Raw genomic sequence first — 18288 nt, forward strand, 5'->3', positions numbered from 1 at the left:
TTCACGCCTCCTTCTGCAGGAAATCCAGGAACGGCACCGGCCCCTTCTTCAAGGAATTCCCGGTGTCATTTCCGTCCTGGTCGGCGTAGACGCTCGCGCCGATTCCGTGCAGGCTGGCCGCCGTGTTCAGCGCCTGCGCCTCCTGCACGCCCTGAAGTCCGCCCTTGTTGGCCTTCTTCAATTCCTTGCCCTTGGCACGGGCCTCGCGCTTCTTCGGAAGTTCGACGTACAGCCTGGTGTAGGCGGTGTCGACCTTTCCGGCGTCGGCAACGGCATCCCGCAGGTGCTTTTCCAGGCTGGCCATCGGCCGGGCCGCACGGAATGCCCGCACCTTGTGCTCCAGCGGCTTATCGCCGTCGATCCGGATCTCGCCGAGCGCCGACTGGTACTCGTGCAGCAGCCCGAGCACCTCATTGGCCATCTGCCGCAGCCGCTCGCGCTGCTGGGCCGCGTACAGGGCAGTGCCGTTCGGCCTGAGCAGGTGCTCCGACGTCCACCCGCTCTTGTTGTTCTGGGACATGTCGTCCTCCAGGAAGGGGAAGTTGGTCGACCCGGGCTCCGGCCGGATGGCCGGGTCGCTACGGTGGTACTCGGCGCTACGGCGCCTTCGGCGGTCACCAGGGCGCTTTCCTCGCCCTGGTGACCACCGGAGAGGCCGGCACTGGGTGAAGCGTGCGGCTGCTCAGGGCCGGTAGCCGGAGGCGAGCAGCTCGATGGCCTCCGTGCGGTACTCGGACGCGGTGCCGGGCGAGGAGACGTCCAGCGCCTCCTGGATCTGCGCGAGCGTCACCAGCTGGTCGGCGCGGGTGGACCCGGGGTTGGCGGCGTGGGCAGTCAGGATCATCCGGGCGACCTTGCGCACCGCCCGCTCGCGCGGCTTGAGCTTGGCGACGTCCTCGGCTTCGACGGCGGCCCGCTCGATTTCGGCAGCAGCGGCCCGCGTTTCGGCAGCAGCCCGGGTGGCTTCGGCAGCGTCCTTCTTCGACTGCTCGATGGCGGCGAGAGCGGCCTCCTGACGCGCCCGCTCCTCGGTCGTGCGCCGCTCGATTTCGGCGGTGCGCCGCCGCGTTTCGGCAGCGGCCTCCTTCGTTTCGGCGGCCTCCTTCTCGGTTTCGGCAGCGGCCTTGCGGGCGATCGCGGTGGTCTGCGTGTCGATCGCCTGCGCCTCAGCGGCGGCGGCCAGGTCCGCTTCAGCGGCGGCCTGTCGGTCCTCGGCGGCGGCCTTCTCCAGCGCGGCCGCCCGGCGGTCGGCGGCCGCCGCCTCCTCGCGCTCGTCGGCCTCAAGGCGCTCAGCGGTGGCGGCGCGGGCCTTCGCTTCGGCCACCACGGCCGACTCCAGCGCCGCCTTCTCCAGCGCGACAGTCCGCTCGGCCGCGGTGACCTGGGCATCGGCGTGGGCGCGGGCCTGGCCGGTCTCGCCCGCCACCTCGGCCATCACCACCTCCACCTGGCCCTGCGCCCGCAGCGCCGCGGCCTTCGCCCTGGCCTCAGCGAGCGTGCGGCGGGTATCCGCCTCCAGTCGCCGCTGCTTGGCCGCCTCCTGGCGGGCTTCGGCCTCGCGGTCCTGGTCGTCGGGCATCGCGAGCGCCTGCGCGACGGTGAAGCCGTAGGGCGCCATCGTCATCGGCAGCCGCTCGTCCTTGCTGGCCAGGCTGAGGTCGCCCTTGTGCTTGCGGCTGAGCCACAGCTCGTAGGCGATGAGCTCCTGGTCCCGGCGGACCATCTCCGGGTAGGAGGTGACGCCGTACAGCCGCATCCGGCGGTAGAACCTGGGGGTCTTGAACGGGTCGAGCAGCCAGCGGTGCAGCGGCACCCGGTCGGAGGCCGTTCCCGCCTCCAGCCTGGCCTTTTGGATGATCAGGCGACGGCCGGCCTCCACCCCGATGACGAACAGGAACGGCATCACGCCGTGCGAGGCCGCCCGCACCGGGTCGGCCTGGATGGAGCCCTGCGAGGAGGCATTGAACCAGATCGTGGCGGCCGTCATGCCGTGGGCCGCCAGGCGCAGCACGTGCCAGGGCGTCATCTTGCGGATCAGGTACAGGTCCAGGGCCAGGAACGCCACGATGCTCGCGTCGACGCCGACGGGGAACCACGGCGCGAGCTCCTTGCTGAAGCCCCAGTGGAGGGCGACGGCGGCGAGCGTGTCGTAGGACATCGCGAAGCCGATGGCACCCACCAGCGTCGCGCCGACGGCCGCCAGGAGGGAGAGGGCAAGCATCAGCGGGTTGTCGCCGAAGAGCTTGCGGGGTGCCCTCGAAACCGCCGGGGCCGGGCCCGAAACGAACCCGGGTGGGCGCGAAGCGGGGGCGGGCGGCGGCGAAACGGGGCCCGGCGAGGGTCGCGTCGGGCCGGTCGGGGCCGCCATCGGCGGCAGGTCGATGGTCGTCACAGGGGCCTCCGGAAGGGCTCGAATCGGTGGTGCCGAAACGGCGGCCGGTGCTCCCGAAACGCAATCTCGGGTCTGCGAACCGGCCGCCGTTGTCGGCGAAGGAGGAGCGGCCGGGCCCGAAACGGGGCTCGGTCAGGTGGTGGCGAGGGCCTTCTCGGCGACGGACCGGACGGTCGGCACCGCCGGGATCGCCCGGCACTCGGCGGCGTGCCGGTTGGCCTCGTCGCGCATGTCGTCCAGGCCCCAGGACCTGTACTTGCTGTTGCTGCCGTCACAGGCCAGGCACTGCCAGGAGTAGCCGCGGTCGTGGTCGCGCACCGCGACCTGGCGGGTCACCACGACCACGCCGCCCAGGGCGGTCCGGAACTGGAGCACCGTGTGCTCCGGCAGCTCCGGGTCGGCGGCCGGCCGACCGGCCCGGACCCGCTCCAGCTCGCCGAGCAACGCGGCGACGGTGCGCTCGTGGGTGGCGAGCAGCCGCTGCGCGACCTGCCGGGCCTCCGTCAGCTCCTCGCGGTGAAGGCCGGCGGCGGACCGGAGCTCGTCGGCGGTGCCGCGCAGCGCGGTCAGCTCGGCCCGCACGGTGGTGAGGTCGCCCTGCACGGAGAGCAGGTCGAAGCCCCGCAGGCGCTGCGCGTCTTCGCTGATCTCCAGGCGCCGGGCGGTGTCGGTGAGGGCGGTCTCGGCCTGGTCGGCGCGGTGACGCAGCGCCTCGATCCGGCGGGTGGTGGTGATGGTCAGCACGGGCTTCTCCTTGTCCAGGCGGTGGTCGTGGCGGAGGTGGGTCGGGGTCGGTCAGGCGCGGGTGGAGGTGGTCTGGATGACGGCCAGCGCGAATTCGACCTGCCCGGCCCAGCGGCGCAGTTGGTCGGGCTGGCCGGTGGCCTCCACGGACAGGTGGCGGTTGAGCAGGTCGCCGAGGGCGGCCTCGGCTCTGCGGTGCACCTCGTCGGGGTGGACGAAGTCGGCCTCCAGGGCGTCGAGCAGCTCGTCGACGCCGGTGCTGACCCGTGCGGCCAGCAGCCGCCACGACTGCGGGTCGTGCCCGGTCTCGCCGGGCCGCAGCACCGTGGCGGTGACCCGCAGCCGGGTCCGCTCGGCGAGCTCCTCGACCAGGGCGAGCACGCCGGCGCGGCCCTTCGCCAGCTCCAGCTGCTCGTGCAGGTCGGCGATCTGCGCGGCCGGGACCTTCCGGCTGGGCCGCAGGGCCGCCTCGTTGTACGCGCGGTTGGCGTCGGTGACGGCCGCGTCCAGCTCCTTGCGGGTGCTGCGCCAGGCGAGGCGCCGGGCCGGGTCGTCCAGCCGCTGGCCGAGCTCGGACAGCTGGGCCAGCGGGTCGACGACGCGCTCCACGCTGTCCATCCAGGCGGGCTTACTCACGGTGTCCTCCTATATAGGGGAGAAGGTGCACCCCGGCCTGGTCGGCTGGGGTGCTTCGGGCGGTGCGTCGGGCACCTTCGAACACCGCCACGCCCAGGCCCCGGTGGTGCTGGGGCGGGGCGCGGTGGCGAACGACAGCAACCGAGGCGAGCAGCTGGTCGGCGTCGGTGCGAGCCTGGTCGAGCAGCGCGGCGACCACGGCCGGGTCGACGGCGGCGGGTGCCGGGTCGGCCGGGGTGGTGTCGGGCTGCTCGACCGGGGCCAGCGCCGGGATGGTCTTGGTCGGGGTCTTCGCCGCAGCGCGGCGGGCCGGGGTGCAGGTGCGGGTGGCGGCCACGGGGCCTCCTTCCTTGAAACGGCGGTCGGTGTTCAGCCGGACTTGCGGCGGTGCTGGGAGTGGTCGGCGGCGAGCTCCTGGTACCGGCGGGCCTCGCCCGGCTCCAGCCCGCGCACCCGGACCCGGACGTCGCAGGTGATCTCGGGGCAGCAGTAGGTGGTGTAGCCGCCGATGGCGTCGGCGATCCGGCGCAGCAGGCCCGGGCGGCGGGGCGGCGGGGTCGGGGGGAGGTGTCCGGCCATCCAGGCGGGGTGGTTGCTCATCGAGCTGTCCTCTCTTCTATAGGCGGTGCGTCGGGCACCGTCGAACACCGCCGCCCCACTCTCCGTGGTACAGAAGCGGGGCGGCGACGAACCACAGCAACCGACGGGCGTCAGAGCTGCTTGGGCTGAATGTCGAAGAAGAGGGTCGAGGCGCGGTCCAGCTCGGGCATCTGCCGGACCACCTCGGCGACCAGGCGCTCGTAGACGTCGTGGCGGGTCATTCCGACCGGCGAGCAGGTGCCTTTGCAGGTGTTGACCATGAACCCGCCGCCGTGCGGCAGGGGCTTCTGGAGCGTCAGGACGTAGTGGTGGGTGCCCTGCGGCTTGATCACGGTCGGCTGCGCGGGGGCGATGGTGGTCTGGGACATCGGGCTGCTCCTCGTGATCGGTGGCGGTGCTGTCGGGCACCGTCGAACGCCCCCGCGCCAGCGGCCCGGGGGCGAACGACGACAACCGGCAGAGCTGGGTTCAGGCGGTGCGGGCGCGGTTGCGGGCGGCGCGGCGCTTCATCGCTCGACGCTCGCCCTCGCTCATCCCGCCCCACACACCGGCGTCCTGACCGGTCTCCAGCGCCCAGGTCAGGCACTGCTCCATAACCGGGCAGCGCCGGCACACGCCCTTGGCCTCCTTGATCTGCAACAGGGCCGGGCCGGTTTCGCCGACCGGGAAGAACAGCTCGGGGTCCTCTTCGCGGCACACCGCGCGATGGCGCCAGTCCATGTCTGTGTCTCCTTCTGCGTCGTGGTGCGGGTCAGGCGATCTGGGCGGTGCGGGCGAGCTGGTGGAACGCGGCGACGGTCGCCGGGTGGGCAGCCTCGTCCAGGGCGTGGCGCTGCTCCAGGAGCGCGCCCGTGCTGGCCAGCCGGGTAAGGGCGTTGTCGGCCCAGACGGTCAGGGCGGCGTCGCCGGGCTCGGCGACAACCTCGTCGCGGCGCTCGTCCCAGCCGGTGCAGTGCGTGCGGATCCGGGTCTCGCCGAGGGCACGCACGGTGATCTGCCAGGGCGACCCGGTCCGGATCGCGAGGACCTCGTACACGTCGTCCCAGTAGCCGCTCCGGTAGATGCCGCCGACCTGCTGCGGGCCGAGCTGGCGGGCAACGTAGCGCTGGTAGGCGGCCTGCTCGCGCCGGGCCTTGGCAGTCGATCCGGTGGTGGTGGTGTTCTGCTTCATGACGGCCTCCGAGCTGGTGAAGTGCGCGGACGCCGCTGCGCCCCGGACCGTTTCGGGTCTGGGGCGCAGCGGCGCGGGATGCGGTTGCGGCCGGTCAGCGGACCGCGATGCGGCAGCGGATGCGCTTGCCGATCGCGGACTGCTCGACGGTCCAGCCGGGGGCGAGGACGTCCAGGAGGACCAGGCCGCGGCCGGACTCCGCCTCGTCGCTGTCCGGCGCGGTACCGCAGCGGCGCGGGCCGGTGCCAGCCAGCGGGTCGTGGACGGCGACGACAGCGTCGTGCCCGGCGCGGTAGACCTCCACGACCAGCGGGACGTGCGGACCGCAGGCCCGAACCGCGTTGCCGATCAACTCGGACAGGACCAGCTGCGCCGACTCGGCGTTCCCCAGGTAGACGCCGTGCGCGACCAGGACGGTGAGGGCCAGGGCGCGCACGGTCTGCACGGTGTCGCGGTCGGCCGTCAGGTGGGCGGTGATCCCGCCCAGACGATGCACCAGGTACAGGCCCGGACGCGGCTCGGGGAGAATCGGCTCCTGCGCGGTCAGACCAGGAGCGGTGCCGGTACCGAAGGTGGTGGCGGTCATCGCGTGCCGCCCTTCGGCTTGGTGGGCGGCAGCGGGACAGGCGTTCCCCCGCCGATGTAGCTGCGGCAGACCGCGAGGTCGGGAGCGTTCACCGCTTGCCTCCACCCTGGCGGGCCCGGCGCAGCGCCTCGTCCATGTTCGGGTCGCTGTCGCCGTCGGCGCGGGTGGGTCGTGCAATGATGTTGTTCAGCAAGGTCGTTGCCTCCAACTAGGCGACGGACTCGAAGGCTCCGGGAGGGCAATCCCGGAGCCTTCGGCATTTCAAGGGCGGCTCCTGCCGTCCCCCCGCCGTCTCCGCACCAGCTCGGGGCGGAGGCGACGGGCAAGCTCGCAGAAGCGGTGCGGGTCAGGCAGCGGCGAGGACGGCGGCCGGGGCGCCGGTGGCGTAGAACATCGGCCGGCGGAAGCGGTGGCGCGGCCCGCCTCGCAGCGGGCTCGCGGCAGCGACCAACCTGTCCTCGGTCGGGGTCCGCGGCCGGTCGACGGCAGCGGCGCCAGCCGGGCGGGGCTCCGGCGCGGTGAGCGCCCGGATGAGCAGCGGAAGCAGTTCGCGGGAGATGGTGGCGTAGCGCACGGGAAACCTCCGGAGATGCGAAGCGGCGACCCGGAGAGATCCGGGCCGCCGCGGGCTGGTGGATGCTGATTCGGTTCTGGAACCGGGCCGGACCCGGGTGGTTGTGCTGATCAGGCCGCCCGGCTCTTGCGCACCGGGTTGTCCGCCATCAGGACCTTCAAGCTGCGCGCCTTCGCGCGGGCCCGGGACTCCTCCCGGGTGTTGCGCTCCTTGGTAGGGACAGCAGCGCCGAGGATCGGCGACCGGGCACCGACCAGCGAGTCCCGGCGGGCCCTGTTGGCCTCGGTGACCGCCTGCTCGGTGTCCGCCCACCCCTTCTTGCGGCGCTGCAGCTGCTGCTCGGCCTGGTCGCGCTCGGCGATCCGCTGCTCCTTCTCGGCCCGGGCCTGAGCCGCGCGGCGCTCCGGCTCCTGGCGCAGGAGCCGGCGGTAGGTAACGGCCAGGAGCTTGCCGTCGGTGCAGTACTTCTTGTCGGTGCAGCCCGCGCAGCGGTCGCGGTGCGTCTCGTACGTCGCCTGGGCCGACTCAGCGGTGGGTGCGGCCGGGCGGAGCTGGTGGAGCGCCGGGGGCAGCGGAGCCTTGACCTTCTTCAACACCGTGGTCGGCCGGCGGGCAGCGACGTCGGCGACAGCCTCGACGCGCTGCTCCTGCCACACCGCGAGCGGCATGTCGATGACGAACAGTCGGTTGCTGTTGCCGCAGCGGCGGGCACCGGGGGTGCCGACCGCTGCGGTGTGGTGCGGCACGAGCTTCCAGTCCTGACTGCCCTTGTGCAGGGTCAGCGGGCACCAGGTCTGGCAGTCGGGGCAGGCCAGGTGCTCGGCGCGGGGCGTGAGCTCGACTGAGTTGAGCGGCAGCTTCGACAGCAGGAGGGCCGGCCGGGTGGAGACGTTGGTGGTACGGGTCTGGGCCTTGCGCTGCCGGGCCGTGGGGATCGCGGTCGAGGTGGTCATCAGGTGCTCCTCGTGTGTACGGAGGGGTTGAGGGCCGCGTCGCGGTGCTCTCTCCGCCCTCCAGGCCGGCCGGAGGATCCGGCGCCCTGACAAGCGGACAGCACATCGGCGCTGCGTGGCAGTCGCGGGGGTTTGGTGGAGCTACCCAGCGCCCACTCGGGCGGCGACTACCTGCGGCTTCGTGCCACGTGCGCCACTGCCGAAGCGGGAGCAACTGCTGGTGGCACGGCGCGGCGAACTTCACCGACTTCACTGGTGAAGTTCGTCACGGAATGAAGGTACGCAGCGACCCTCAGTCGAGTCAAGGACTTCACTGGTGAAGTTCGGAGATTTTCACCAGTGATGATTAGCCCTGCTCACTGGTGAAGTGCCAAAAGTGGGCTAACCTAGCGCCATGACGACACCGCCCGACCCGCGCCCGGCATCCCAACGGATCGCCGATGACCTGCGGGCTGCCATCAACGCAGGCGACATCGCCCCTGGGGAGAAGCTGCCGACAACCAAGCAGCTCGTCGCTCGCTACGGCGTCACGGCGGAGACGGTGCGTCAGGCGGTCCTGCGCCTGAAGTCCGCTGGAGTCGTCACGAGCCGTCAAGGTGGAGGCGTGTATGCGCGCCAACAGCTCCCTCTGAAGCGCCTTGGCATCCAGCGCTACGACAAGGCCAAGTGGCGCGACCTCGGCGAAGTCGCGTTCATCGCCGACCGGGTTGCTAGTGGCCGCGAGTACAGCCGGAACGATCAGACACAGGTCATTTCCCGCCTCGCGGCATCCCGCGCCGTGGCGGCGGGGCTCGGCATCCCCGAGGGTAACGAGGTCGTCAGTCGGGCCCGTCTGGTCAAGGAAGCGGGAGTGCCCACACACACGCTGACCAGCTACTACAAGGTGCAGCACGTCGAGGGCACCCGCTTGGAAGACCCCACTCCGGGGCCGGCGGGTAAAGGCGGCGGATTCGGGGTCTTCCTCGAACTCGGCCTGGAGCCGCACCAGATGACCGAGGAACTCTACGCACGGATGCCGACGCCAGCTGAATCTGCTGAGCTTGAGCTGCCCGCAGGGGAACCTGTCATGGTGCTCCACCGAACGACCTATACCGCGGATGGCACTGTGATCGAGTACGCGGTCGGCGTGCATTCGGCCAGTCGCTTTTCGTGGGAGTACAACTTCCTCATCCCAGACTCTGCAGCAGGAGACTCTCGTGCCCAGTGAAGGCCGTCCGCTCGCCATCGACACGGCTCACATCGCAGCACCTGCCGATGTGCCGCCAGCTGCGCTCATCTCGATGGTTCACCGTCGAGACATCCACCTCGCGCGGGCGGTTGGCCATCGTCAGGACCTTGGTCCCGTGACTTCGGGTGACCCTCTCGCGGCTCTGGCGCTTGGGGTTGCTCTCACCCGCGTGATCCTGCTGGAACAGCGCCTGCTTGTCCAAGCAGCTGTCGAGCAGGGCAGCTCTTGGGACGAGATCGCCGCCGCTTTGGACGAGCCGGTGGCCGAGGTCCAGAGCGCGTTCAGCGGTTCGGCAAAGAGGCAGAGCAAGTGATGAGGGGCCCGCATCCGGAGATCTCAGGGGATGCCTGGGCTGATGCGCAGTTGCTGTGGGACTACCACCAGCTTCACCACAAGATCCAATCGTGTTCGGTGATTATCGGCCTAGGAAGTCATGATCTTGGTGTGGCCACTCAGGCCGCCCAGCTCTACCTCGAGGGGTGGGCGCCGCTCATTGTGTTCAGCGGAGCCAACAGCCCCACCACCATGGAGCGATTCCCTCGCGGAGAAGCAGTCCACTACAGGGAGCACGCTGTATCGCTTGGCGTTCCCGACTCCGCGATCCTCCTGGAGACGCACGCGACCAACACCGCCGAGAACTTTGAGTTTTCGCGTGGAGTTCTGCAAGCCGCCAGCGTGCCAATCATCTCCGTGCTGCTCGTCTCGAAGCCGTACGAACAGCGCCGGAGTCTCGCCACGGTGATGAAGATTTGGCCCGAGGTCGACGTGGTGTGTGCCTCAGAGCGACCCAGCCTGGCCGAGTACATCGACAGCATCGGAAGCGCGAAGAGAGTCGTGGACATGCTGGTGGGGACGCTCCAGCGCTTGATCGAGTACCCCAAGAAAGGGTTCATCGTCGACCAGGAGATCCCTGCTGAAGCGATCGCTGCCTACGAGAGGCTGCGAGATAGCGGGTTCGACAGCAGGGTGATTCGCCCCGCGAAGCCTGGGCGGTGAAGCTTCGATGGCCTCGGGAGCCCAGGTGAATCTGACTCTGTTGAGCCGTCAGGCTCCTGGCACTCACGCTCTCGTGAAGGCCCGCTCATGAGCCGCCCGGCCAAATTGTCAGGCCATCAGAGCTCCGCCTTGTCAGATCGACACGGTGAGCATGCCGCTACGTCCCGCGTTGTCCACAGGGGTACGCTTACCGACCGAGTGATCAAAAAGCTGTGCCGCCCGAGCCTTGGACAAGCTCGGACGGCATCTAAGTGGATCGGCGCCCCTGGCCGGGGGCCCGTCCCGGTCGAACACACAGGAGGTGTCGACGTGTTGCAGGGTACCCGTACCCGCATCTCTACATACACGCGGCACCCCGCCGTGGACGCGGCCGATTGGATCGGACCGCTCCGGCGGGGTGCCGTCGACGTGTCTGGACACACCTCTCCCCCGAAGGGGGTTGGTGTGGTGACTTAGACCAACTTGGGGGCGCCGGCCTTTGGCGAGGCCAGCAACCCCTAGCCGCTTCTGGTGGGTGCTACCACCGGCCTGCGGTCTTACGAGTCCGCTCGACCTGGCAGTCGAGCGATGGCCCGGAACGGGCTCCGGTTTGGCGACCGGGGCCCGCGAAGGGCGGTAGTGCGGTTCTCCACGAACCAGGCCCCCGAGGGGGCCAGTCGCCGACCCGTTTGAGCGGGGCGGCTACAGCCCGACCCGCAACCGCGGGCCGGTCCATTTGCCTTTGCAGCAGCTAACTAGAAAGGCTCTGCCCATTTTGCAGCAGCTCACGGCCCCTTTCCAGTCTCGTGGTGTCCCCGTCGTCGGCGGTGGTGTCCCCGGTTTGAGCTCGCACGACGGGGGTGGGGAGGGGGGAGAGATCTCCTCCCCCGCTCCTGCCTTGGGTTCTGTTGGCAGACCGGTTGACGGACCGGTTGACGGAAACGCAGTGCACTCTGAGCTGAGTGTGTCGCACATCACACGTTCGGGTGATGGTGTCGGTGTCACACGGGAGGGCCCCGCCCCCCTCGATCCGGTCGCTCCGGTCGCTCCGGTCGTTCCCGGCCAGCGCCAGGAGCCCGCTGGCGCTACCGGTACGGTTCCGGCTCAGGCCGGTACCCCTCAGGAACGCTCATCGGCCGGCCGTGAGCGGCAGGCGGTGTTGGCGCCGTTGGCGTTGACCGCGGTGATGCGTTCGCGGCTGCGGGGCGCGGTGCGGGCGCTGCTGGCGGAGCCTGGTCTGGCCGGGGCATCGGATGCGGTGCGGCTGGCCGCGGTGGTGCTGATGTCGCGTACGCCGGATGAGACCGGTGTGGTGGTGATCCGTAAGCCGGAGCTGGGCCGGTGGCTGGGGCTGTCCGCAGACCGGATGAAGGCCGTGGTGCGTCAGGTGCGTGCCAGCGGTTGCGCCTCGATGGAGACCTTCAAGGGCGACCACAACGACGACCAGGCGCTGAAATGCCGGATGAGCGCGCTGTGGGCGGCCCGGGGGCAGTCGGGGCATCCGCTGAACCTGACGAAGAAGGAGTTCGCAGTGCTGCACGGCCTGGTGGAGGCGCTGTTCGCGCCGGGCTGGGCGCACCGGGACGGCACGGTGACCGAGGCCGGTCCGCTGGCTGGCCGGACTGGTCGTGGGGCGGCGACGGACCGGTTGGCGGCGCTGCTGCTGGTGCTGGAGGCCAACGACAAGGGCCAGGTGCGGCTGTGCGGCGGTGTAGTGGACACCAAGGCCGGGCGGCCGGCCGTGACGCTGGCGCGGATGCTGGGCTGCGCCCCGGCCGGGGCTGCACCGGTGCTGGCCCGGCTGGCGGAGGCCGGGCTGGTGGAGCGTCCGCGGCGTGGTGTCGGCGGACTGCTATCCCGGTCGCGGCTGGTGCTGCCCGCGGTGGCGGCCGCGCACCGGGCCGGGCTGGTGAAGCCAGCGGAGTCGGCCGGCTCTGTGTGCCGGGAGGTCGCCCAGGGCACCGCTGCGGGTTTCGCCAGCGACCTGGACGCTGCGACCCCCCCGGTTGAGGCTTCTGTGAATGCTGAGACTTCGCAGGTCAGCGGGGTTGAGGAGGCGGCTGGGGCCCAGATTTCAGACCTGGACGTATCGACCCCCCTTCACGCCTCTCACTCTCCAGTGGCTGATGTAGTGGGTGAACTGACTGTGGATGGTGGCTTTTCCGGCGAAGCCGCCGTCGTGGTTAAGCACCGTCGGCCGGAGCGCGCGGGCGTGCGCGAGGAGCACACGGGCACCGCCGTGGGCGACACGGTCGATGGCCAGACGGCCGTTCACCAGGGCGAGGGTGGCCCGCTGCGCGGGGACAAGCCCAACCCCAGCTCCATCGACCACCACGACCAGGAGCAGCCGGAATTGTCCGGACGGGGCCTTCCCCGACGGGTGGTTCCCCAGCTGCCGCAGGACCTCGCCCCGGTGCTGGCCTCGCTGGAGTGCCTGTGGCAGCGCCTGGACCGGGCCTGGGCGCGGCGCCGGATCACGGCCGCCGTACGGGCCGAGTTGGACCGCATCGGCGCCTGGACCGGCAACGAAAGCGCCGGTGCCGCGCTAGCCGACCGGCTCAGGTTCCGGCTGCGTGAGCAGGGCGGCAGCGCGCTGGTCACCGACCCGGTCGGCTGGCTGATCGCCAAGGGCCTGCCGCAGCGCCGTGAGTGCGCCCACCTGGCCTGCGACGACGGGATGCGCCTGGACACCGGCACCAACTGCACGGCGTGCGAGCTGCGCCTCACCGACCGCCGCTCGACCCGCCGGGCCCTGGTCCACGAGGCGGTCTCCGTGCTGCCGGACAGCGCCACCGCCGAACAGCGCCGTACGGCGGTCGACGAGCGGCTGCACCGGCATGCGATGCTGCGCGCCGAGCAGCAGGTGGCGGACCGTCAGCGGGCTGAGCAGCGGCGCGGCGAGGCCGAGGCCCGCCGGGCGGTCCGTAAGGCGCAGGTTGCGGCCGCAGAGGCCGCCCTGCAGGCGCTGGCGTGCGAGGACTGCGGCGCCGAGCGGGCCGCCGGCTTGTGCGCCTCGTGCTGGAGCGTGCGGGCGACCCGGTCAGCGATCCGCGAGTGCGTGGCCCTGGTGCTCGCCGGATCCGCCGACCTCACCGATCGGGAGGACGTCAACGCCCTTGTCACCCAAACCCGGGGCAAGCTGCGCGCCGAGATGCTCCGGAGCCGGCCCATCGGCGCCGACCTGGCCAGCATCCGCGCGTCCGACCTGCTCACCGTCCAGAACGCCGCCGCCGAGTACCGGGCCAGCGCCCTCGTGCTGCTGACCCGCTCCCCGCAGGCCGACGCCGAGGCCGAGATGGCCCACGCCGCCGCGATGCGCCGCGCCCACCGCCACCCCACCCACGCCTCGGCCGTGGCCGCAGCCGACCGTGCCGCCGAGCAAGCCCGCACCAACACGGCCCGCCACCTGCTCGTGCGCCGCCTCGAAGCGGTCCAGGCTCTGCGCCAGCGTGCCGAGCAGATTCGTACCGTCACCGGTGCGGTCCGCGAGGCGGTGAACGCCTGATGGACCAGCCCAGCAACAGCGGCGGCGGCATCGACTTGGCCAGGACCATACTGCGGGCCGCCCGCAAGGCCGCGGCCGCCCGCGGCAACGCCCCCGCCAAGCGGACCGCCCCCGCCATCCCTCGAACTGGCCATCGCGGCCGCGACGCCCGTGAGCCGGCCCCGATCGCGGACGTCTTCACCGCCCTGGTCGCCGCTCACGGTTGGACGCTGGGCACCGCCGGCGGAGGCCTGCGCGACCAATGGCCCGCCATCGTCGGCGCCGACGCCGCTGCTCACTGGCACCTCGCCGGGTACGACCCGACCACCCGCCGCCTACGCGTGGTCGCCGACTCACCCGCCTGGGCCGCCCAGCTCCGCCTCCACCGCCACCACATCCTCACCGGCCTCGAGCAGCTGCGCCCCGGCACTGTCCGGGCCATCGACGTCCGTGTCGGCCCCACCCCAGTGGTGCAGCACGACCAGGACCTCGACGAGCGGCCCGCCCGCCGCGACACCGGATCGGCTGCGCAGCCGGGCCAGCCCCCGCTCGCCGACCACTACGCCTACCAGGACCTGCGCCGCCGGATGCGCGAGGACGCCGCCGCCCGCCAGGCCGCGCTCGACGAGGCCGCCACTGAGCGGGAGGCGATCTTGCGCCAGCACTACAACCGGCTGCGCGAGCCCGAGGACGCCCAGCAGCCCGCGGCTGAGGAACGGCCGAACAGGCAGCGGGTGAAGACCGGCGGTTTTGCCATCAGCGTCACGCTCGGCGCGGGAGACTGCCGTGCGGAGGGGCCGGGGACGAGGAGGGGCGTGTGACTGCGGCCGTCGTGATGCAGGACGAGTTCGCATGGTGGCCAGCCCTAGTCGGTGAGACCATTGCGGCCCGAGTCAAGGCCTGCCGCCTCGAGGACGGCATTCTTCTCCTGCAGTGCGCCAACGATCTCTGGCGGACCCAGTTGCGCCTCATCACCCCGGCCTTGCTGAAGCGGATCGCAGCCGCCGACGGCACCCCCGAGGTCAGGCAGATCCGCTTGGCGCTGGACGCCCGGTGGGTCCTGGTCACCGGCACGCCCACCCTCTTTGGCCGCGAGTTGGTCGAGCAAGCACTTCTGGAGGCATGGCACGACGCCACCCAGGACGACGGACGACGGATCGAGGTCGTGACCACCGGCCAAGACGGTCCCGAGACCTGGGCAACGCAATGGGCGGAGAACAACGGCATCTATGCCACCCAGCGCACGGTCGCGTGGGCCTTCTGCTCGCACGACTGCCCCACCGAAACCGGCCATCGGCGGGTCCGCCAACGAGACTGGATCGAGTACTGCCCGGACGCAGCCCGCCGCCGCGACGCCCGCCTGGCGGCAGACCGGCCGGACCTGGCCCTCGCCTTCTACCCGGACGACTGGAACCCCTACACCACGCAACTGGCACTGGACGTCCGGCAGGCCGGCACCCCAACCCGCTGGTTCGATCCCGCCGCGCCCCACACCGACGATGTCGCCCTGGAGCGCGGCATTCGCAGCTCTCGGAGATACCGCAGCCGACCCGGTGCGAAACAACCAGCGGCTGAAGGCCAAGAATGCCTAGGCGAGGGATGTCCCGCCTGCACCCGGGGCCGCGAAGGGCTCGACCGGTTCTTCGACGATGTCGACGAGCGCTACCGTCGGTACGGGCAACCGGAGCTCTATCCCTTTGCTGCCGGAAGGCACACGCTCCACCGCACGCCTTGTTCCGGCGCTGCCCACGCGATGCGTGGTGCAGGGACCGGCTCGGCGCACGACCGGCCGATGGGAAGTCGCTACGAGTTCTGCCTGCAGACCTACAGTCACTTGCCCGAGCAGAACCGGGACGACAACTTCGCAACCCGCTACCCCTACCCGGCCCTTCTCGCGACCACCAGGGAGGAGGCGCTGTCCTGGGTGAAGGAACGAACCAGCCCGAAGGGCAGGAAGAACTACAAGTTCTGCCGGGTCTGCGTCCCGGAACTCTGATCCTGCCGCCCGCTCCAGTACCCGCCCGCCGCCGTGAGCGCGAACTTGCCGGGAGCAGCCGATGACCACGACCACAGGGGCCGACCTGGACCGCACCGCCCTGCGTCGTGTCTACCCGGTGGCTCTCACCAGCGAAAACGCCCCGAGCCGACGCATCCGCACTCCCTGGCCGCTACGGGATCTTCGGGCCGCACACCTTGCACAGCCGGTACTGGGCTCCGCCCTTTGGGCCGGTGTGCTCCCGGATCCACGCGGAGGCCTGCGCGACCACTGGCCCGCCATTGTCGGACCCGACGCCGCCGCCCATTGGCACCTCGCCGGCTACAACCCCACCACCCGCCGCCGGCGCGTGCTCGCCGACTCCCCGACCTGGGCCGCCCAACTCCGCCTCCACCAGCGCCGCATCCTCACCGACCTCGACCAGCTGCGCCCTGGCACCGTCCGGGCCATCGACGTCCGTGTCGGGCCCGCCCCCGTCGTGCAGCACAATCAGGACCTCGGCGACCGGCCGACCACACAGCCGGTCCAGCCCCGCTCGCCAGGCCGCGTTCGACGAGGCCGCCGCCGAAGGGGAGGCCGTCCCACGTCGGAGGCTCAGCCTCACGTCACAGGGAGCGATCCCCGCGAGCGCGGGGCAGAGCAGGCCCTCCCGTGGCCGTGGCTGGTCCAGGAGGAGCGATCCCCGCGAGCGCGGGGCAGACTGCCGACCGCCGTGGGCACGGTCAGCACCTCAGGAGCAATCCCCGCGAGCGCGGGGCAGACTCAGAACGGCCAGACCCTTAAGGGCCAAATCGGGATCAATCCCCGCGAGCGCGGGGCAGACGTGGTGGTGCGCGGAGCGGTGACGGTCCGGCCGGAGCAATCCCCGCGAGCGCGGGGCTGACGCATGATCTACCCAGTACGCAGGCTGGTGCGGGGAGCAATCCCCGCGAGCGCGGGGCTGACGCTTCGTGACCTGCAACGCTACCGCCACCCATCCCCGCACAGCATCAGTTCGAGCAAGCTGACGTACACACAGGGCCGGCCGCAACCCCGCGAGCGCGAGGCGGACGCGAGTCCGGAGGGGTCGAAGCGCCAGACCGTAGAGCAAGCCCCGGGAGCACGGGGCCGACCGGACCGGCCCGATTTCAGCCGCTGCCGACACAACGAGGCGGGCATCGTGCTCGGGAGCGATCCCCGCGAGCGCGGGGCAGACACCGTGGCGGAGCAACTGGAGCTGGCCGTGGAGGAGCGATCCCCGCGACCGCGGGGCAGACGCCGGGCCGTTGCAGCCCATCGCGATGTAGGCGGAGCGATCCCCGCGAGCGCGGGGCAGACGTCTCGTACCCGGGGTCGATGAAGACGATCAGGGAGCGGTCCCCGCGAGCGCGGGGCAGACATCTGGTCGGCCAGGGCGTGGGCGTCCTGGGTGGGGCGATCCCCGCGAGCGCGGGGCGGACTGGCGCCACAGCAGCAGCGCCTCGTCCTGCTCGGAGCGATCCCCGCGAGCGCGGGGCGGACTGGCGCCACAGCAGCAGCGCCTCGTCCTGCTCGGAGCGATCCCCGCGAGCGCGGGGCGGACCGCGACGCGCTGCGGGACTTGTCGGAGGCGGGGGAGCAATCCCCGCGAGCGCGGGGCGGACATTCCGCGCGAGTTCGCAGAGAGCATCCCGGAGGAGCAATCCCCGCGAGCGCGGGGCAGACTTCCGGGCGGCTCACACCCCGCTGACCTGCGTGGAGCAATCCCCGCGAACGCGGGGCAGACGACGCGTTGCCCGGGTCGAACGCCCCGTCCGTGGAGCAATCCCCGCGAGCGCGGGGCAGACTCGTGCTGCCGCAGGACGGCCCGGCACGACGGGGAGCGATCCCCGCGAGCGCGGGGCAGGCACTCTCGCGTGCGCGCACGCGCGCCCCTACGCGGAGCGATCCCCGCGAGCGCGGGGCGGACCTTGTTCATGGCCAGCCTCCGTGCTTGGTGAAGGAGCAATCCCCGCGAGCGCGGGGCGGACATCATCTGGAGTCCCGCCCACCTCACGAACATGGAGCAATCCCCGCGAGCGCGGGGCGGACGCCCGATGGGCAGGTAGCGGGCCTTGATGATGGGAGCAATCCCCGCGACCGCAGGGCCGGACGAGGCTGACGTTCTGCCACGTCTCGACGATGGAACAATCCCCGCGACTGCGGGGCGGACGGCATGAGGTCGCCGTTGCCGACGGGGTCGATGGAGCGATCCCCGCGAGCGCGGGGCGGACCGGGCGTTGCACGCACGGCACAGCACGGCACAGCACGGCGCCGGAGCGATCCCCGCGAGCGCGGGGCTAACCCCATGGCGACCAGCACGTAGGCATCGGCCTGGGAGCGATCCCCGCGAGCGGGGCAGATTCGGTGAGAGTCCCGGTGACGACCTGGTGGAAGGAGCGATCCCCGCGAGCGCGGGGCAGAGATCTCGCTACATGTATCCCCAGGTCACTCGCGGGAGCGATCCCCGCGAGCGCGGGGCAGAGCACGGGGACACCCTGTCGGCCGAGTGGGGATGGGAGCGATCCCCGCGAGCGCGGGGCAGAGACGATGAGCTTGGCGACAGCCCGGCCGCGGATGGAGCGATCCCCGCGAGCGCGGGGCAGAGACTTCGTGACCTGCAACGCTACCGCCACCCACTACCGCACAGCATCAGTTCGAGCAAGCCGACGCGTCCTCAGGCCCAGCAGCAACCCGCGGCGAGCTGGGGGCACCTCTGGGGCACGGGGCTGCCCCAGGCACCGGCCGACTCGGGACGATCCCCGCGAGCGCGGGGCGGCTCGACATCGCGCCCCGCTGTATGCCCCGACCTGGACGAGTTCGACACTGCCCTGACCCCCCCAGTAGCAACCGCACGAGAGCGAGCCCCGCCCAGTGCAAGTGGGCGGGGCTCGTCTGCATTCTCGCTCACGTGGTGGTCTCAGCCGGCGGCCGGCTGGACCAGGTTGCCGG

General features: G+C 71.4%; 19 protein-coding genes. 7 read left to right on the top strand and 12 right to left on the bottom strand.

Annotated features, from left to right (window positions below; all coding sequences use genetic code 11):
- Position 1: 1 nt before the first annotated feature.
- The 12 genes from ABD330_RS26380 to ABD330_RS26435 all read right to left on the bottom strand — a co-directional run bounded on the left by ABD330_RS26380 (position 2) and on the right by ABD330_RS26435 (position 7656).
- Positions 2-520 carry a hypothetical protein gene (locus ABD330_RS26380; protein ID WP_344468501.1) on the bottom strand — a complete coding sequence of 173 codons (519 nt, stop codon included), beginning with the start codon at positions 518-520 and terminating at the stop codon, positions 2-4.
- 162 nt (positions 521-682) lie between these two features.
- The gene (locus ABD330_RS26385; RefSeq protein WP_344468502.1) at positions 683-2221 is read right to left on the bottom strand and encodes a DUF2637 domain-containing protein; all 1539 of its coding nucleotides are present in this window, start codon (positions 2219-2221) and stop codon (positions 683-685) included.
- Between the two features lie 303 nt (positions 2222-2524).
- Positions 2525-3136: a hypothetical protein gene (locus ABD330_RS26390; RefSeq protein WP_344468503.1), complete on the bottom strand. Its 612-nt coding sequence runs from the start codon at positions 3134-3136 to the stop codon at positions 2525-2527.
- A 51-nt stretch (positions 3137-3187) separates the two neighbouring features.
- A complete protein-coding gene (locus ABD330_RS26395; protein ID WP_344468504.1) occupies positions 3188-3772 on the bottom strand; it encodes a hypothetical protein in 585 nt (194 codons plus the stop codon).
- Entirely contained in the window at positions 3765-4109 is a 345-nt protein-coding gene (locus ABD330_RS26400; protein ID WP_344468505.1) for a hypothetical protein, read from the bottom strand. The genes ABD330_RS26395 and ABD330_RS26400 overlap by 8 nt, the downstream gene beginning before the upstream one ends.
- A 32-nt stretch (positions 4110-4141) precedes the next feature.
- A complete protein-coding gene (locus tag ABD330_RS26405; protein ID WP_344468506.1) occupies positions 4142-4372 on the bottom strand; it encodes a hypothetical protein in 231 nt (76 codons plus the stop codon).
- 110 nt (positions 4373-4482) lie between these two features.
- Positions 4483-4740 (bottom strand): hypothetical protein, encoded by a 258-nt coding sequence (locus tag ABD330_RS26410; protein ID WP_344468507.1) that lies wholly within the window; start codon positions 4738-4740, stop codon positions 4483-4485.
- A 100-nt stretch (positions 4741-4840) separates the two neighbouring features.
- Positions 4841-5092, bottom strand: coding sequence for a WhiB family transcriptional regulator (locus ABD330_RS26415; RefSeq protein ID WP_344468508.1), 252 nt, complete (start codon positions 5090-5092; stop codon positions 4841-4843).
- A 31-nt stretch (positions 5093-5123) separates the two neighbouring features.
- Entirely contained in the window at positions 5124-5543 is a 420-nt protein-coding gene (locus ABD330_RS26420) for a hypothetical protein (RefSeq protein WP_344468509.1), read from the bottom strand.
- Between the two features lie 94 nt (positions 5544-5637).
- Positions 5638-6129 carry an ATP-binding protein gene (locus ABD330_RS26425; protein ID WP_344468510.1) on the bottom strand — a complete coding sequence of 164 codons (492 nt, stop codon included), beginning with the start codon at positions 6127-6129 and terminating at the stop codon, positions 5638-5640.
- 346 nt (positions 6130-6475) lie between these two features.
- Positions 6476-6703: a hypothetical protein gene (locus tag ABD330_RS26430; protein ID WP_344468511.1), complete on the bottom strand. Its 228-nt coding sequence runs from the start codon at positions 6701-6703 to the stop codon at positions 6476-6478.
- A gap of 110 nt (positions 6704-6813) precedes the next feature.
- Positions 6814-7656, bottom strand: a complete 843-nt coding sequence (locus tag ABD330_RS26435) for a hypothetical protein (RefSeq protein ID WP_344468512.1) — start codon at positions 7654-7656, stop codon at positions 6814-6816.
- A 394-nt stretch (positions 7657-8050) separates the two neighbouring features.
- Here ABD330_RS26435 and ABD330_RS26440 point away from each other — a divergent pair, with 394 nt between their 5' ends.
- From ABD330_RS26440 to ABD330_RS32565, 7 genes are all read left to right on the top strand, one after another.
- Complete coding sequence (locus ABD330_RS26440) at positions 8051-8863, top strand: GntR family transcriptional regulator (protein ID WP_344468513.1); 813 nt, start codon at positions 8051-8053, stop codon at positions 8861-8863.
- Complete coding sequence (locus ABD330_RS26445) at positions 8853-9197, top strand: hypothetical protein (protein WP_344468514.1); 345 nt, start codon at positions 8853-8855, stop codon at positions 9195-9197. The genes ABD330_RS26440 and ABD330_RS26445 overlap by 11 nt, the downstream gene beginning before the upstream one ends.
- Complete coding sequence (locus ABD330_RS26450) at positions 9197-9880, top strand: YdcF family protein (RefSeq protein WP_344468519.1); 684 nt, start codon at positions 9197-9199, stop codon at positions 9878-9880. Before ABD330_RS26445 ends, ABD330_RS26450 begins: the two co-directional genes overlap by 1 nt.
- Positions 9881-10757: 877 nt before the next feature.
- Complete coding sequence (locus tag ABD330_RS26455; RefSeq protein ID WP_344468515.1) at positions 10758-13364, top strand: hypothetical protein; 2607 nt, start codon at positions 10758-10760, stop codon at positions 13362-13364.
- The gene (locus ABD330_RS26460; protein WP_344468516.1) at positions 13364-14164 is read left to right on the top strand and encodes a DciA family protein; all 801 of its coding nucleotides are present in this window, start codon (positions 13364-13366) and stop codon (positions 14162-14164) included. Before ABD330_RS26455 ends, ABD330_RS26460 begins: the two co-directional genes overlap by 1 nt.
- Complete coding sequence (locus ABD330_RS26465) at positions 14161-15339, top strand: DciA family protein (protein ID WP_344468517.1); 1179 nt, start codon at positions 14161-14163, stop codon at positions 15337-15339. The genes ABD330_RS26460 and ABD330_RS26465 overlap by 4 nt, the downstream gene beginning before the upstream one ends.
- Positions 15340-15400: 61 nt before the next feature.
- Complete coding sequence (locus tag ABD330_RS32565) at positions 15401-16222, top strand: DciA family protein (RefSeq protein ID WP_425555643.1); 822 nt, start codon at positions 15401-15403, stop codon at positions 16220-16222.
- Positions 16223-18288: the final 2066 nt, after the last annotated feature.

The sequence above is a fragment of the Kitasatospora kazusensis genome, assembly GCF_039529945.1.
GTDB classification, from domain to species: domain Bacteria; phylum Actinomycetota; class Actinomycetes; order Streptomycetales; family Streptomycetaceae; genus Kitasatospora; species Kitasatospora kazusensis.